At 54.7% G+C, this 16,969-nt stretch carries 13 protein-coding genes; 12 read left to right on the top strand and 1 reads right to left on the bottom strand.

The annotated features are described in order from the left end of the window. The first annotated feature begins 126 nt into the window (after positions 1–126). The 6 genes from mog to A377_RS0100145 all read left to right on the top strand — a co-directional run bounded on the left by mog (position 127) and on the right by A377_RS0100145 (position 9,334). Positions 127–687 (top strand): molybdopterin adenylyltransferase, encoded by a 561-nt coding sequence (gene mog / locus A377_RS0100170; protein WP_019894026.1) that lies wholly within the window; start codon positions 127–129, stop codon positions 685–687. A gap of 11 nt (positions 688–698) precedes the next feature. Further along, positions 699–1,649, top strand: coding sequence for a 50S ribosomal protein L3 N(5)-glutamine methyltransferase (gene prmB, locus A377_RS0100165; RefSeq protein ID WP_019894025.1), 951 nt, complete (start codon positions 699–701; stop codon positions 1,647–1,649). A 24-nt stretch (positions 1,650–1,673) separates the two neighbouring features. Continuing rightward, a complete protein-coding gene (locus tag A377_RS0100160; protein WP_019894023.1) occupies positions 1,674–2,687 on the top strand; it encodes a carbonic anhydrase in 1,014 nt (337 codons plus the stop codon). Between the two features lie 86 nt (positions 2,688–2,773). Continuing rightward, on the top strand, positions 2,774–5,908 hold the full coding sequence (locus A377_RS0100155; protein WP_019894022.1) for a DUF748 domain-containing protein: 3,135 nt from the start codon (positions 2,774–2,776) through the stop codon (positions 5,906–5,908). 96 nt (positions 5,909–6,004) lie between these two features. Next, on the top strand, positions 6,005–8,134 hold the full coding sequence (gene ovoA / locus A377_RS0100150) for a 5-histidylcysteine sulfoxide synthase (protein WP_019894021.1): 2,130 nt from the start codon (positions 6,005–6,007) through the stop codon (positions 8,132–8,134). 21 nt (positions 8,135–8,155) lie between these two features. Continuing rightward, complete coding sequence (locus A377_RS0100145; RefSeq protein ID WP_019894020.1) at positions 8,156–9,334, top strand: MalY/PatB family protein; 1,179 nt, start codon at positions 8,156–8,158, stop codon at positions 9,332–9,334. A gap of 1 nt (position 9,335) precedes the next feature. Here A377_RS0100145 and A377_RS0100140 read toward each other — a convergent pair whose 3' ends face one another. Beyond that, the gene (locus A377_RS0100140) at positions 9,336–9,869 is read right to left on the bottom strand and encodes a Uma2 family endonuclease (RefSeq protein ID WP_019894019.1); all 534 of its coding nucleotides are present in this window, start codon (positions 9,867–9,869) and stop codon (positions 9,336–9,338) included. A gap of 235 nt (positions 9,870–10,104) precedes the next feature. Here A377_RS0100140 and A377_RS12575 point away from each other — a divergent pair, with 235 nt between their 5' ends. The 6 genes from A377_RS12575 (at position 10,105) to A377_RS11440 (ending at position 16,853) form a co-directional block, all read left to right on the top strand. Further along, positions 10,105–10,713, top strand: a complete 609-nt coding sequence (locus A377_RS12575) for an ANTAR domain-containing response regulator (RefSeq protein ID WP_245546833.1) — start codon at positions 10,105–10,107, stop codon at positions 10,711–10,713. Between the two features lie 158 nt (positions 10,714–10,871). Beyond that, the gene (locus A377_RS0100130; protein ID WP_019894017.1) at positions 10,872–11,741 is read left to right on the top strand and encodes a hypothetical protein; all 870 of its coding nucleotides are present in this window, start codon (positions 10,872–10,874) and stop codon (positions 11,739–11,741) included. A gap of 27 nt (positions 11,742–11,768) precedes the next feature. Beyond that, on the top strand, positions 11,769–12,557 hold the full coding sequence (locus A377_RS0100125) for an HAD-IIB family hydrolase (RefSeq protein WP_019894016.1): 789 nt from the start codon (positions 11,769–11,771) through the stop codon (positions 12,555–12,557). Then, positions 12,550–13,764 (top strand): glycosyltransferase family protein, encoded by a 1,215-nt coding sequence (locus tag A377_RS0100120; protein WP_019894015.1) that lies wholly within the window; start codon positions 12,550–12,552, stop codon positions 13,762–13,764. The genes A377_RS0100125 and A377_RS0100120 overlap by 8 nt, the downstream gene beginning before the upstream one ends. 51 nt (positions 13,765–13,815) lie before the next feature. Further along, positions 13,816–15,678, top strand: a complete 1,863-nt coding sequence (locus A377_RS0100115) for a sugar phosphorylase (protein WP_019894014.1) — start codon at positions 13,816–13,818, stop codon at positions 15,676–15,678. Next, complete coding sequence (locus A377_RS11440; protein WP_019894013.1) at positions 15,678–16,853, top strand: glycerate kinase; 1,176 nt, start codon at positions 15,678–15,680, stop codon at positions 16,851–16,853. Before A377_RS0100115 ends, A377_RS11440 begins: the two co-directional genes overlap by 1 nt. Positions 16,854–16,969: the final 116 nt, after the last annotated feature.

The raw sequence follows: 16,969 nt of genomic DNA, 5'->3' as shown, positions 1-16,969 counted from the left end.
CAAGGAAATTTTCGAAGGCGCGTCGTATCCGTGATTACGACCAACTGAGAAAATATTTCTTGTGGAATCAAGGGGCAAGCGAGATCGGTGCAAATTTGTGAAATGTTCGGGTTATATGGAGGCACTATGACCGAACCCCGAGTTGCGAAAATCGGCTTTGTCACTGTCTCGGATCGCGCCAGCCGAGGTGAATACGAGGATCTGGGCGGCCCGGCGATGAAACAATGGATTCAAAAGGCGTTGACCTGTGACTGGGAGCCATACTCGCATGTGATTGCGGACGATCAGGCACTGATTGAATCGACATTGAAAAAGCTGGCCGACAAAATCGGTTGCGATCTGATTCTGACCACTGGCGGTACAGGCCCGGCCAAACGCGATGTCACGCCCGAAGCCACGGCCGCCGCCTGCGACAAAATTCTGGATGGGTTTGCTGAACAGATGCGAGCCGTGTCATTGCAATATGTGCCCACGGCCATCCTGTCACGCCAGATCGCGGGCACTCGGGGCCACTCCCTGATCATCAATCTGCCGGGCAAGCCGTCGGCGATTGCCGAGTGTCTGGAAGCCGTGTTCCCGGCTGTGCCTTATTGCATTGACCTGATCGAAGGGGCCTATCTGGAAACCGACGAGCGGGTATGCAAAGCCTTCCGGCCCAAACACGCCAAAAAACCAAACAATGGGTGACTGAGCGGGTTATGACCAATTTTCTGTATCAATCCGAAACCCTGGAAAGCGTCAATGATTTCATTCGCTGGGGGGCGACCCTGTTTCAACGGGCGGAACTGTCTTTTGGTCATGGCACCGACAACGCGTTTGCCGAAGCAAAACTGTTGGTGTTTCATACCCTGGCTTTGCCCTGGGATTTGCCCGAAGCTTATTATCATGCGCGGCTCACGCTGCAGGAAAAACAGCAGGTGACCGATCTGTTTCGTCATCGGATTGAAAGCCGAGAACCGTCGGCCTATCTGATCGGTGAAGCCAACTTTGCCGGGTTGCGTTTTTATGTCAACGAATCGGTGTTGGTTCCACGCTCGCCGATTGCCGAATTGATTGCCGAGCGCTATCAACCCTGGGTCGATCCGGATCAGGTAACACGAATTCTGGATCTGTGCACCGGCAGCGGTTGCATTGGCATCGCCAGCCTGCAGGCCTGTCCCCAGGCAGAAGTGGATCTGGCCGACATATCCCCGGAGGCGTTGGCCGTGGCCCGGCGCAATGTGGCCCGTTATCAGCTGGAAGACGTGGTGTCCGTGATCGAATCGGACCTGTTTTCGGCGTTGGCCGGACGCCAGTACGATCTGATTGTTTCCAATCCGCCCTATGTGGATGCGATTGAAATGGCACATCTGCCGCCGGAATTTCAGCAGGAACCGACACTGGGATTGGCGGCCGGAGAGGATGGGCTGGATCTGGCTCGGCGTATTCTGGCCGAGGCCAGCCAGCATCTGACCGAGGATGGTACCTTGATTGTCGAGGTGGGCGTCAGTCAGTATTATTTGCAGCAGGCGTACCCGGAATTGCCATTTTACTGGTTCGAGTTTGAACAGGGTGGCGAAGGGGTGTTTGCGTTGCAGAAATCGGAATTGGACGCGTTTGAAGCCGTTCTGCAGGCCAGAAAAGCACCTGGCTGTTACCCGGATGTCTGAAGGAAATCGTAAAAGGAATCGCTCATGACGTTGAGTTGGACACGGTTATCTGTTTATCGATCTGCTCGATCTGACTGGCTGGCTCTGAGTCTGGTCGGCCTGCTCGGGTTTTCGGGTGGGGTCGCGGCCGAAGAGTCGCTGCTGAACCTTGGCGCCGAGGCGCAAGGGCAGAGCCAGGGCGAAGAGCGTGGCGATGAAAATGACCCTTCGCGAGACCAGCCTGAGGTGGACAAGGGCGGCATGCCCAACGATGGCAAAAACGGGGATGCAGACCAGGATCAGAAAAACGCCGAAAACGAGGCCCCGCCGGAATGGGGCTACCATGATGACAAGGCACCGCGCCATTGGGCCGAACTGTCAGAGGCTTATGCCCTGTGTGGCTCGGGCCAGGCTCAGTCGCCCATCGACATCAAACGGCAGGGAGCGGTTGGGACCACCGGGTTGCCCGGGTTTGACATTCATTACCGCGAAACCGTGTTGAAAACCGAATTTGATGGCAAACGCCTCAAGGTCAATATTCCGGTGGGCAGTTATATTCGTCTGCAGAATCGGCGTTATGAACTGACTCATTACGAATTCCACACGCCTTCGGAGCATCACAAAGACGGTTTTGCCTATCCGGCAGAATTGCAACTGGTGCACAAGGACGGGGAAGGCAACCATGTGGTGGTGGCCGTTCTGTTCCGTGAAGGCGACGAACATGAGCATCTGGCCACTGTGTTGGAGAATTTGCCCGGTGAGATCAATCAGGAAAAGGTCAACCAATCGGTCAAATTGCCACCGGCCAATTTCATTCCCGGCGCGCGCAAATTCTACAAATATCACGGTTCCTTGACCCACCCGCCTTGCGATGAAGGGGTTTACTGGATGGTGTTTGACCAGCCGCTTGAGGCGTCGGTCAGCCAGCTTCAACGTTTGCAGGATTATCTGGGCAACAACGCCCGACCGGTACAGCCGATGAAAGCCCGTACTTTGCTGAAGTCCTGGCCGGATCAGTCCGGGCGGGCGGCTGATTATGAGTTTTATTACACCCCGTGAACCGCTTGCGTCTTTTGCTTTGTGCAAAAGACGTCCCTCAATTACACTGAAACAGCACTGAAAACAACCAGGTCTGGTGATATTTCATGAGCCATCTTTGGCAAATAATCAACAAACAACGCGGCTGGCTGCTCGGCCTGGCCGTGCTGGTGCTGCTTTGGGCATTGGCTCCTTGGGCGCTCAAGCATGCCATGATCTGGAAGCTGCAGCAGCAGACGCAGGCCAAGGTGGCCATCGAGCAGGTGGCATTGGCCTGGTGGGATGGTCGGGTTACGGTTTCGGGTTTGTCTGTGACAACCGACGAAACGCCTTCCCTGTCGTTTGAACGCTTGCATATGGATCTGAGTTGGGGCGATCTGTGGGATAAAAACTGGCTTTTGCAACGATTGCGTCTGCAAAATGCGGAGCTGGTGATTGAGCTGGGTTCTGCTTCCCGGCTGGTGCGTGTCGCGGGCGTGCCCATTGCGGAAAAAGACGCTGAGGCAGAGCCAGCTCCGGGCGAGAAAGCGGCGTCTTTTTTCAGCCAGTGGGGACTGGGAGTGCAAAATCTGGACATCGATCGCTTGCGTGTGACCATAAACACGGAGTCCGCTTCCAGAACTTTTCATCTGCATCAGATTGACTTGAGCGGCCTGCAAACCTGGACGCCCGATTCCGCTGCCCGTTTGACGATGGACGCGAGCCTGACGCAAGCTCAGGCATCGGACGCGGATATCAGTCTGGAACTGGTCGCCACGCCTTTTGCAACCCTGCCCGCTGTGTCAGGCACACTGGATCTGTCCGGTCTGGACCTGTCACTCTGGCAAGGCTTTCTCTCGCCCGATGTCTCAACGCTGGAAGGGCTGGTCAGTGCCGATGGGCACTTTGCGTGGCAGAGAGCCTCGCAGTCATTTGACTGGGATGGCGATCTGACACTGGGTCAACTTCGGCTCGCTTCGGACAGCCTTATCGCCCAGCCGCTGCTTTTGACCCTGGATCGGTTGAACTGGTCGGGAAAAATCGAAACCATTTTGGACAGTGCCCAACCACAGATCACAGGCAAGGGGCAACTGTCCTTGCGAGAAGGCATGGCGAAGCGTGCCTCGCAAACACTGGCGTGGCGCAGTTTAAACTGGCAGGGCAGCTGGCAGACGGACGCGGATGCTTCGTCTTCGGCTCTGTCATGGCAGTTCCATGCCGACCATCGGCTTGAGATCAAACAGGGCGATCTACAGTCGGATCCGGGTCAGAAGCTGCGCTGGGATGCAATGGATTATGAAGGGCAACTTTCGCTGGCAAGTCGGGAAGCGGATGCTGTGTCGCTGGAAATCGATCAGACTCGCATCGACCTTTCTGGGGTGGAGGCCAGCCAAGCCCCATTGACACTGGATCTGAAAGGGGTGCGCTGGGAAGGCCAGGCCTCAGCCAGTCTGGGGACAGAACAACCACAGCTCGATTCGGAGCAAACGCTGCAGTTGGACGGGTTGGCTTTCACGGACCCGTCGTCTTCGCAGGTTGCTCTCAAACGTTTGAACTGGCAGGGCAGGATGGGTCTGGCGCCGAATGAAACCGACCCCGAAGCGGGCGGCCAATGGCAGGCTCAGGGTGACGCCACGGTGACCCGCTTTTCCGCACTGGCGGCGACGTTTCAGCCGCAGTTCGAACAACTACACTGGCAAGGCCGGGTTTCGGGCGGTTTTGCCACCGACCAGTCGGCGCCATCACCTATTATCTCAAACGGGCATTTGTCGATGACTCGCCTGACACTGGCCAGTGTGATGGAGGCGGCCCGATTGCAGACAGACGATGCCTCAGCCGAAACGGGGCCTGTCTGGGCCAGCCTGGACAGCCTTGCTTCGGATTACGACATTGAATTCTCCTTGGGCGAAACCGCTTCCAGCCTGAAGGGATCGTTGGCGCAAATCGAGGCGCAGGCACTCAGCCTTTCGGCACTGAAAAACCCCGATGCCGCCCAAAATACCGACAAGCTTGAGACCTGGTTGACGCTTAACGCCTTTTCATTGCCAAAGGCCGAATTCCATCAGGCCGATCAGACCCGGCAGATTCGGACAGAGACCGCGACGCTAAAAGGTGGAAAAGTGACGCTGGATCTTCACGAAGGTAATCAGTTGGCGCAGTGGCGCGGCTTGCGGCCTTTGTTGGGTCTGTCCCCTTCTTCAGAAAAGGGGGGAGAGCCTGAAAACGCCGAAGCCACTGATGGATCGCAGTCCTCGTCAGAGACCCTGTCATGGAGGGCCGAAGGGGCAAAGGTCATCGATCTGAACGTCACGCTCCGTCATTGGGTGGATGGCTCACCCATCCCAACGAAAGCCCGTTTTGACCGGATCAGTGTGGGGCCTGTTGATCAGGCGCATCCCGACCTCACCACGGCCATTGCCCTCTCCGGCAAACTGAATGAACAGGCATTGTTTGATGGCACGTCTGAGATGACGTTGCTGGCGCCACTGCAAGAAACCCGTTACCAGTTTGAATTCAATGACCTGGATTTGTATCCTTATTCTCCGTTGATCAAACAAGGTCTGGGGTTGCCGGTGCAACGCGGCCGTTTGTCCATGGAATCCGAAGGCCGTATTCAGAAGGCCGAACTGGAATCCAAGAACACGCTGCGTTTGAACGGTTTTCAGATGGGATCGGCTGAGAGCATTTCGGGATTCAGCAGCATAAAAGTCGGTTTGAATTTGTTAAAAGACAAAAATAACCGGGTCGAGTTGAACATGCCTATCCATGGACGTTTGGACAGCCCCGAATTTCGTCTGAACAGCGTGATTCAGACCGCTTTGTTCAAAGCGGTCCGCAGTGGTACCAAAACCATGTTGACATTGACGCTCCAACCCTATGGCGCCATCTATCTGGCGGCGAAATACGCCTTTGACAAAGCCACGGCCATCACCTTCGAGCCGGTGGTGTTCGAACCCGGCAAGCCCGGCTTGAGTGAGGCCATGCGCCAATATCTGGGGCAGGTGGCCGAGGTGGTGCAAAAACAGTCTGACTTGTTGTTGAACGTCTGTGGTTACTTCACTGAGACGGACCGCGCCTATTGGACGCAGAAAAATCTGAGCGGCGAAGCGCTGGAACAGAAATTGATGCAACTGGCCAAAAGGCGGCAGGAGCAGGTGGAAACCTATTTGATGAAAACAGAGGGGGTGTCTGCCGGCAATATGACGTTGTGTCAGCCGCAAGAGCGAGCGCTTGATAAAACCGGGGTTCTGCTTGGGCTTTGATCGTCCCTGACGCGGCCGAACCCCGTTCAAAAAGCCGGGAATTTATTATACGTATGCTATACAATTGGCATAAAAATGAACAGAAGAGGTTCCTTTATGCTATCGCCACAGCAACTCATTTCCAAACCGGTGATCCTGACCCGGGGCGAAGTCGAGGCCAAACGGGCCGAAATCAAAACCTATTTCAATGAAACCTGGGAAGCTTACGAAACCCTGTTTGACACCCTGGTTTCGGATGACGTCTTTTTTCAGCGCCCCTGTTCTTTGCGCCATCCGTTGATTTTCTATTTTGGTCACACCGCCACCTTTTTCACCAATAAACTGGTGCTGGCCGGGCTCCTGCCTGAGCGTATCAATCCGGAGATTGAGTCCATGTGCGCGATCGGTGTGGATGAGATGTCGTGGGATGACTTGAATGAGGCCCATTATGATTGGCCGAGCGTGGAAGAGGTCCGTACCTACCGCGCCCAAGTCAGACAGGCGGTCAATGATTTGATCGATCGCGTGCCTTTTTCGATGCCCATCGACTGGCAAAGCCCGATGTGGCCAGTGATGATGGGGATCGAGCATGAGCGAATCCACATCGAAACCTCTTCGGTGCTGATTCGCCAGCTGCCACTGAGTTCGGTCAGGGACCACGAGCTGTTTCCGGTGTGTCCGCATCATGGCGAAGCCCCCGAGAATACGCTGTTGCCGATTTCACCAGGCCTGGTCAAAATCGATCATCACGACCCCGCTGAGACTTACGGTTGGGACAACGAATACGGTTTTCATCAGGCGGACGTGTCTGGGTTTCAGGCCGCCAGATTTCTGACCTCCAACCAGGAATTTCTGGCTTTTGTCGAAGATGGCGGCTATGAACAGGGCCGGTTCTGGTCGCAAGAAGGCAACCGTTGGCGTGAATTCACTCCGGACAAGCATCCGACCTTTTGGGTGAAAAAGGCCGACGACTGGCACCTGCGATGCATGACCCGCGAAATTCCCATGCCCTGGAACTGGCCGGTGGAAGTCAACTTTCACGAAGCCGAGGCCTTCTGCAACTGGAAAGCGGAAAAAACCGGCAAGCCGATTCGTCTGCCCAGCGAAGACGAGTATGTGCGTTTGCGCGATGAAACCAATGCGCTGGCGCATCAGCACAAAGCGAACCTGAACTTGCAGCAATACGCGTCTTCAACCCCGGTGGATCAATTTGAAACCGACGGTTTTTACGATGTGGTGGGCAATGTCTGGCAATGGACGCTCACGCCGATGTATCCGTACGAAGGTTTTGAGGTGCATCCCTTGTATGACGATTTCACCACGCCGACTTTTGACAACGAACACAACCTGTTCAAAGGCGGCTGCTGGATTTCGACCGGCAATGAAATCAACGGCCATTCGCGTTACGCGTTTCGCCGCCATTTTTTCCAACATGCCGGTTTTCGCTACATTGCCTCCGATGCGCCGGTACAGACCGAATTTTCCACCTATGAGACCGACACTCAGGTCGCGCAATATTGCGAATTCCATTATGGCGATCGTTATTTTGATGTCGATAATTTCCCCAAAGCCTATGCACAACTGGCCGTGAATGCGGCCCAACGGGACGATGACCTGAGTGGCCGCAGTGATTTGAACGTGCTGGAAGTCGGCTGTTCGGTGGGGCGCGGTTGTTTTGAGCTGGCCAGACACTTTGACCGTGTCACCGGTCTGGACTTTTCGGCGCGTTTCATTCAAAAAGCCATCGAAATGCAAAACCGGGGCCACCTGCTTTATACCATCCCCAGGGAAGGGGAAATCATGGCATTCAAAGAACGGGTTCTGGAAGAACTGGGCCTGTCAGAAAACGCCGATCGTTGCGAGTTTCTGCAGCAGGATGCGGCCAATCTGAAACCGATTTTCAACGGTTACGATCTGGTGGTGGCCATGAACCTGATTGACCGCATGTACGAGCCAGCCAAGTTCCTGAACGAAATCGGCTCACGCATGAATCCCAATGGCCTGTTGGTGATCGGATCGCCTTACACCTGGTCGGAAGCCTTTACCGACAAGGCGCACTGGCTGGGCGGCTACAAGGATGCGGCCTCGGGGGAAAACGTCACCACCCTGGAAGGCTTGCACGCGATTCTGGAGACGGAGTTTGATCCGGTGGGCGCACCGCAGGATCTGCCTTTTGTGATTCGCGAAACCGCACGTCGATTCCAGCACACCCTGTCGCAAGTGACGGTCTGGAAAAAACGGGCTTAGACGATAAGAGTCGGGGTAAAAATGTATCAGGACGCTTTCAAATACCGTATTGATCGCGAAGGCACCGCTTCCGAAAAATACGATCTGCGTGAAAAACTGTTCGGTCGGGCGGATGTGCTGCCGATGTGGGTGGCCGATCAGGATTTGCCCACCCCGGATTTCATTGTTGCGGCTCTGAACAAACGTCTGTCCCATCCCCTTCTGGGGTATGTGCAAACGCCCACATCGGCTTATCAGGCCGTGATCGATTGGCAGGCCGACAAAGGGTTGTCGGTTGAGCCTGAGCAGATATTATGGACTCACAATGTGGCCAATGGTTTTATGCTGGCGGTACAGGCGCTCAGCCAGTCGGGCGATGCGGTTTTGGTGCAGACGCCTGTGTATCCGCCATTTCGACAGGCTCCCGGCTTGAATGATCGTCAGTTGGTGGAAGCGCCGCTGGTGCTCGAAAATGGCCGTTACGAAATCGATTTTGAACAATTTGAACGGTTGGTCATTGAACACCAGGTGGCGCTGTTTTTGTTCTGCCATCCGCAAAACCCCTCCGGACGGGTGTGGAAGCAGGACGAACTGGCGCGATTGGCAGAGATTTGTCTGCGTCACGGGGTCAAAATCGTCAGTGATGAAATCCATTCCGATCTGGTGTATGTCCCGGACAGCCATGTGCCGATCGCCAGTTTGTCCGCGGAGGTGGCGCAGAGTGTGGTCACCCTGAGTTCGCCCGGCAAAACCTTTAATCTGGGAGGACTGCAAATCGGCTATGCGATCATGGCCAACCCGGATTGGCGTGCGGCTTATCTCCGCGTGCTGCAACAGCATTCGATGACGGATTTGAACCTGTTTGCCCTGGTGGCGTTGGAAGCGGCCTATTCGCAGGCCGGGCGGGATTATCTGCCGCATCTGCAACGGCATCTGCTGGCCAATATCGAACGCGTGGAAGCGTTTTTTGCGCTTTACTGGCCGCGCGTTCGGGTGATGCGACCGCAAGCATCGTTTCTGATCTGGTTGGATTTTTCGCGGGTGTTTCCCGACCATCCGGCCATTCAACGCTTTCTGGTGGATCAGGCCGGATTGGGTTTGAACGACGGTTTGAGCTTTGGCGAGGCCGGGCGCGGTTTTGCCCGTCTTAACATTGCTGTGCCCACCCAGACCCTGGATCTGGCACTGAAGCAATTGCGTCAGGCCATCGACGCGATCTGAATCACGGCTTGCGCCAGAGCTGGCTTAAATCGACCCGACCCTGACAATCCTGAATTTCAAGGGTGATGCTCTCATTCGCATAATCGCCGTCCTTGATCAACCGACCTTCGTGCCAGCGAAAAATTTTGACGCGCCGCTCTTCCGGGTAGACCAGCAAATAGGTTTTGACCCCTTCCTGCTGATACAACTCAAATTTCATTTTTTCATCGCGAAAAGCACTGGTTGGCGAGACCACTTCGGCAATCAATTCCGGCGTTTTGCGCACGAATTCGCCTGTCTGATCACAAACCACCAAAACATCGGGTCGAACAACCGTGTCTTCATTGGGCGACCAGTCGATTTCAGAAACGGCTTCACACCGGTCGCATTGTTTAAGAATGTGATCAATGGCAATCAACAAAACTTTTTCAAGACGTTGGTGTGAAAAGCCAGGCGACGGCGACATCGCATAGGGTGCGCCATCAATCAACTCCCAGTCACCTTCCCAGTTTTCGTGGTCTTGGCGAGTGTAATGTTCACGGTATGTCGTTGACATGTTGATTCCTTTACGCCGATAACGCTTCAAATCTTAGCATTTTACTTTACTGGTTACTCTGGGGTAAAAGGGCTGATTTCCTGTAAGTCATATTTGGTGATTTTCAGTTTATTTTGGTGCAATCCGTTTCTGGTGTTGTGACGGTTTTTGTTTAAGTGATTGTTTTTTCATTGTTTGATTTGAGTGGTACGCATTCTGTTGTTGTCTGTTAAATGGATGCAGGAGGAATGGATTGGTGAAACCCCTTTGGTGGCACAGCGAAGACGCTGAAAACGACCAGGCCTGGTATAAAACCCTTGTCCAAAACGGCTGGGAACTCGACCCCTTGCCAGAACCGACACAGATTCAGTCCGATCAGCCGGTTTTGTGGCGGTTGGATGAGTTGAATATGGATCAGGCTGTCGCGCTGCAAAACCGTTTGCAGGCGTTTCCCACCATGGCGACCGCACATGAAGCCTTGAACGCGCACCTGGCCAACCCTGTGGTGTGCGCGTATCAGAAGGAGCGGTTGACGCATGGACTGGCGACGCTCAAAGAAGCCCTGAGGGCCAGAGGCGTCTGTTTCTGTTGTGGCCGCGATGGATTGCACGAAGTGTTGAACGAGGCGGAAATCGGGCACAGAAAGCTCAAGCGATTGACGCAGGAAAACGCCCAGCTGAGGGAAAAATTGCAACAACGTGCCCTGATTGAACAGGCAAAAGGGCGGTTGATGCAGACCCAAAAGCTGAATGAAAACGAGGCCTATCACTTAATGCGCCGTCAGGCCATGAACGAAGGCCAGAAGCTGGTGGTGTTTGCGCAGAATCTGCTCAAAAGCACAGAGTGTCCTTCGCGCGAAACCTAGAAACCCCCTTTTGATCAACGGTTTTTCTGTTTTGCACAAAGCAGAATTTGAGTGGCACTGGTGCAGGACAAAGCGTTATAGTGATTTGAGAATCATTCATATTTCATTGTTTTTTAAGTGAAGAGCTATTTGCTTGAATCGCTCATAAAGGCACAAACATGCAGGAATTTATTCGACTCTACAATGAGTATCAATCCGAAATTGAAAAATTTCTGGTTGAGACCTTGCGCAACAATTGTCATTTGATGAACCCGGGTGTCCAGAACCTGAAGCAGTTCTACAGTGTGTTCCCCTCACTGGAACTGGTTTACACCACGGACCTGAATTACATTCAAACTTCTCCCAACATATACAGCGGGGCCATCATGGAGGAGGCGATTGGCAAAAACCGACAGTATCTGATGACGCGCGTACACACCCAGGATCAGGAGGTGAGTCTGACCGCGCCTTACATCAGTTCGGCCACGGGCAAGTCCTGCATCACCATGATGATCAGGGAGGGCGACACCCACTATTTCTTTGATTTTTCGGTGGTGGAAGTTCTGCGGCGTCTGGGGCTGGTGGAGTTGCACCCGCTGTTCAACAAAGTCACCAAAAGTTTTTATTTCGGTATCGGGTTGTCGCTGATGTTTTTCTCGCTGATGTCGATCGGTTACGCCTTTTACGATTATTTCTGGCAGTGGCTGGTGGAAGGCAATTATGACCTGGAAAGCGTGTTCAAGCCGATAGTGGCCCTGACCATGGGCCTGGCGATTTTTGATCTGGCAAAAACACTGTTGGAACGCGAGGTCTTTTTCAAGGCTTATGCCGACAAAAAGGACGAATCCAGGCTGCTGTCGAAATTTTTGATTGCGATCATTATTGCGTTGTCGATTGAGGCCCTGATGGTGGTGTTCAAGATTGCGCTGAATGATCCGACGCAAATGCTGCATGCGCTGTATCTGATTATTGGGATTGCCCTGATCATTCTGGCACTGGCGTTTTATGGCCGCTGGAACATCAGGCCCGAGCGTTCGTCCTCCTTGTGAGGACGGGCATGGAAAAGGAGAACGGATGTGTCAGAGTGGATCATCTTCACCGATTTGGACGGCACCTTACTGGGCCATGATAATTATGCGTTTGAATCGGTGTTGCCCTTGCTGGCTCAGCTTGAGAAACGGCAGATTCCGGTGGTGCTCAATTCAAGCAAAACCCTGGCCGAGCTGCGCCAGTGGCAACACAAGCTGATGTTGTCCGGCCCGTTGATTGGCGAAAACGGCGGGGTGATTCTGCCGCCTGACCAAAGCCAGCCACTGATGATTGGCCAGCCTTACACGGCGATTCGCAGTTTGCTGACGTTTTTACGTGACAAGCAGGCCTGGCAGTTTGAAGGGTTTGGTGACTGGTCGGTGTCCGAGGTCATGAATCACACCCGGCTTTCAGAAAGTGAGGCGGTGCTGGCGATGGAGCGTGAGGTCAGTGAACCGATTTTATGGCAGGATTCGGACGAGGCCTTGCAGGCGTTTGAAAAAGCACTGGCACTCGAGGGATTTCAACTGCAGAAGGGCGGGCGCTTTTATCACGTGATGGGGCGACACGACAAAGCCGATGCCATGCATTTCTGGCTGAATCGTACCTATTTTTCCAATGGCGAGTCCTGCAAAGTGATCGCTTTGGGCGATGGTGAAAACGATCTGGCCATGCTGCGCTATGCCGATCAGCCGATCATTGTGACCAACCCCAGCCGAACGCAGCCTTTGAGCGGCATCGAGCATGCGTTTGTCACCACTCAGCCGGCACCGCAAGGCTGGGTGGAAGGGGTAAAAGCCGTATTATTAGACTTCCGGGGAGAAGCGTATGAGTGATTTTTTTCAAAATGGCACGGTGACCACGTTTCACAACATCACCGACCGACCTGTGGAGGAGCTGGAGGCGGAATTGTGTCGTTTCGGCCAGAAAAAACCTTTGGGTTTGATTTTGCCCTCGCTTTACAGCGAATTGGAAGGGCCGGCGTTGAAGCACATTGTCAAAGAGTTGACCCAGGTGCCGTATTTGAATCAGATCGTGATCGGGCTGGATCAGGCCAATGCCGAACAGTTTGCCCATGCCAAGCGCTATTTTGCCGATCTGGGCGACAAGGCGCGGATTGTCTGGAACGACGGGCCGCGGATGCAGGCCATCACGGAACGCCTTCGGGCGGAGGAACTGGCACCGAAAGAACGTGGCAAAGGCAGCAATGTCTGGAATTGTTTCGGTTTTTTGCTTGCCTCGGAAAAAGCGCAGGTGGTGGCTTTGCATGATTGCGACGTGCTCACCTATGACCGGGGTCTGCTGGCACGGCTGCTGTATCCGGTGGCGCATCCGACCTTTAACTTTGTGTTTTCCAAAGGCTATTATCCGCGTTATGCCGAGGGCAAGCTCAATGGCCGGGTGTCGCGTTTGCTGGTCACGCCTTTGTTGCGCGCGCTCAAAGGCGTGGTGGGTCAGGACGAATTGCTGAGTTATCTGGACAGCTTTCGTTATCCGTTGGCGGGTGAGTTTGCCATGGATTTTCAGTGCCTGAAGGAGTTGCGCATTCCGTCCGACTGGGGGCTGGAAATTGGGGTGCTGTCGGAAGTGCGCCAGAATTATTCCACCCGCCGGGTGTGTCAGGTCGACATTGCCGATGTTTACGATCACAAGCATCAGACCGTCTCGTTTGAGGATAAGCAGGCCGGTCTGTCGCGCATGAGTCAGGACATTGCCAAATCCTTGTTCCGTAAGCTGGCGGTGCGCGGTCATGCGTTTTCCCAATCCACCTTGCGTACCTTGAGGGCCAGATACTATCGCACCGCACTGGATCAGTTGGAATCTTACGCGTTTGATGCCGAAATGAACGGGTTGCGCGTGGATTTGCATGCGGAAGAAAAAGTGATTGAGTTGTTTGCGGAAAACATTCTGTCTGCGGGCGACGATTTTATGGCTTCGCCCGGCGAAATTCCGTTTATGCCCAACTGGAACCGGGTGATCAGCGCCGAACCGGGCATTCTGGCGGAAATTCATGCCGCCGTCGAAGCCGATAACGCGGACTGAGTCCTGTCACGGACACGAGCGGAGTGAGTCAGTGGGAAAAGGATCAAGGCTATGAGCGCAAAAAAAAACGGGACCGCAAAAAATGAGGCGGTCGAGGGATTGCTGACCCAGATTCAGCAACGGCTTGAACGCTTGTATGGCGAAACGCAGGCGCAGGAAATCTTTGCACGTTTGCTACCGTTGCTTGAAAAGCGCCGGTGCCCGAGCGAATCGCTGTCGGAAGCGGACCATCCCAAGTGGTCGCAAAAAGACGTCTTTTTGATTACTTATGGCGACACCCTTTACCGGGATGAGTCCGGTGAAAGTGACGGTCGGGGCGAAGCACAGAAAGAAGCGCCTCTGGAGACGTTGTCGGTCTTTTTGAAAAAATACATCCGCAAAAGCATCAGCCATGTGCACATTCTGCCGTTTTTTCCTTACAGCTCGGACGACGGGTTTTCGGTGATCGACTACACCCACGTCAACCCGGACCTGGGGGATTGGTCGCACGTTGAACGGTTGGAGAAATCCTACGACCTGATGTTTGATCTGGTGATCAACCATATCTCGCGCGAGAGCCTCTGGTTTACCGATTTCAAGGCCAATCGGCCGCCTTATGATCAATTCTTTATTGAAATGCACGGAGATGAGGACGTGTCCAAAGTGACGCGCCCGCGCAACACGCCTTTGCTGGTGCCGGCCTACACTCATCGCGGACGCAAAATGGTGTGGGCGACCTTCAGCCAGGATCAGATCGATCTGAATTTTCAGAACCCGGAAGTGCTGCTGCGCATGCTTGAGGTGCTGTTGCTGTACATCGACAAGGGTGCGCGCACCATCCGGCTGGATGCGATTGCTTTTTTGTGGAAAGAGCTGGGCTCCCATTGCATTCACTTGCCGCAGACGCATGAGGTGGTGAAACTGATGCGCGATGTGATGACGCTGGTGGCCCCGCACAATCTGCTGCTGACCGAGACCAATGTGCCGCATGCGGAAAATCTGTCGTATTTCGGCGAGCAGGACGAAGCGCACATGGTGTATCAGTTTGCCCTGGCACCTTTGCTGCTGCATGCGCTGCATCGGGGCGACGGCCAGTACTTGACCGACTGGGCGCAGAATCTGGCTCCGCCACCCTCCGGCTGCACCTTTTTGAATTTTACCGCTTCGCATGATGGCATCGGCCTGCGTCCGGTGGAAGGGATTTTGCCTCAGCGTGAAGTGGACGATCTGATCACCAATATGAAACGCTTGGGCGGATTTGTGACCAATAAATCCAATCCGGATGGTTCGCAAAGTCCCTATGAAATCAATATCGCCCTGTTTTCGGCGTTTCGCGAAACCGCCCATTCGGATGGCCCGGACCAATGGCAGGTGGATCGCTTTATCTGCTCGCAGAACATTATGATGACGTTGCAGGGGATTCCGGCGTTTTACATTCATTCCATGGTGGCCACGCCCAATGACAAGGAAGGGGTGGAACGCACCGGGCGTACCCGCTCGATCAATCGCCGACGCTGGCCGCTGGAGACGTTGGAGGCCTTGATTGAAAGTGGGCGCACCTCCAATGCGGAGGTGCTCAAACGCCTGACCAATATTCTGCAGCGCCGCAAAAAACACAAAGCCTTTCATCCGGACACGCCGCAAACGGTGCTGGATCTGGGGTCGGATTTTTTTGCCTTGTGGCGGGATGGGAGCGGTAAAAGCGCCTTGCGTTTCCCGCTGCTGGCGATTCACAATCTGACGTCCGAGATCAAAATACTGGATCTGTCGCTGATCGACGGCATGGACAAAGCCAGTTACTGGGTCAATCTGCTCGACAATGGCGGGGTCGCGGCCACTGAAACCCGTTATGTGATGCAACCTTATCAATCGGTGTGGCTGATGCCGGAGACCGTGGACGATGTGTCGGCCCTGTGGGCCCCGGAGACGGATTGATGACGCAAGTGACTTTGCAAAACACGCCTCAGACCTGGCTGATTGCGCCCGATTCGTTCAAAGGTTCGATCAGTGCGGTTGCCTTCTGTGAGCAGGTGCGGGCGGTGCGTGATGCACTGCAACTGCCAGTGGCGTTGATCGAGCGTCCGATGTCGGACGGCGGCGAAGGCTTCGTTGAGGCATTTTTGCATGCAGGCCTGGCAGAAAAGGAGGAACTGTATGCTCAGGACCCGTTGGGCCGGCCTGTGAAGGTGATCTATGGCTGGCAGGCCTCCAGCCGGACCGCGTTTGTGGAAATGGCTCAGGCCAGCGGTTTGCCAAGACTGACGCGGGACGAGCGTGATCCCATGTCGGCGAGCAGTTATGGCACCGGACAGGTGCTGGCTCACGCCATCAATAAGGGCGCCAGGTCGATTGTTCTGGGGCTGGGTGGCAGTGCCACCAATGATGGCGGGATGGGCGCTCTGAGCGCACTGGGGTTCGAATTCAAAGACGGCTTGGGGCAGGTCATCACCTCACCCGCGCAATTGGTGGATCTGGCGGAAGTGGGTTTTTTACCAGGCCTGGTAAAAAATGTGTCCGATCTGCAGTCGCTGGACTGGCTTTTGGCGTGCGATGTCACCAATCCGTTGTTAGGTGACCATGGTGCTACGGCGGTGTTTGGTCCGCAAAAAGGGGTCACGCCAGAGACAGCTGGGGCGCTGGAATTCGGCCTTGCCAGACTGGCCGAAGTGTTGGCGCAAAGCTTTGGGCAAGAGATCACGCACCTTGCCGGTGCCGGCGCAGCCGGTGGCATGGCCGGTGGGTTTGTTGGGGCCTTGTCGGCCAGGCTCGTGCCGGGGTTTGAACTGTTGGCCGAGCGCCTGGAGCTGGCTTCCTGTCTGGCTTCACAGCCCATTGATGGCGTCATAACGGGCGAAGGCAAACTGGATGCGCAGAGCCTGCAAGGCAAGTTGCCGGTGGCGATGGCCAGATTGGCGGCAGATTTCCAGGTTCCCACCTACGCCCTGTGCGGGCGGTTGGAGGATACGGACGTTTTGAAGCACTGTTTTCAGCGGCTTCACAGCATCAATGACGAGACCGAAAAAGGGGAGCCCGAAGCCGTGGCGATGCAACAGGCCCCACATCGATTCAAGCAGCGGTTGATGCAGTTCTGGCCGCAATGGCTTGGTTGATATAAAGGTAATGGCTTGATCTAAATCAAATTCCGTGGGATTTGCGTCTGGCGTTCATGCAATGTCCGCGCAAGGTCGTTAGAATGTTGAAAACATTTGCCTGGCGGCTGTTCGGA

Origin of the sequence: Hydrogenovibrio halophilus DSM 15072 (assembly GCF_000384235.1) — a bacterium.
Lineage (GTDB): Bacteria > Pseudomonadota > Gammaproteobacteria > Thiomicrospirales > Thiomicrospiraceae > Hydrogenovibrio > Hydrogenovibrio halophilus.
The sequence above is the reverse complement of the archived record's forward strand: the minus strand, read 5'-3'. Positions and strand labels throughout refer to the sequence as shown.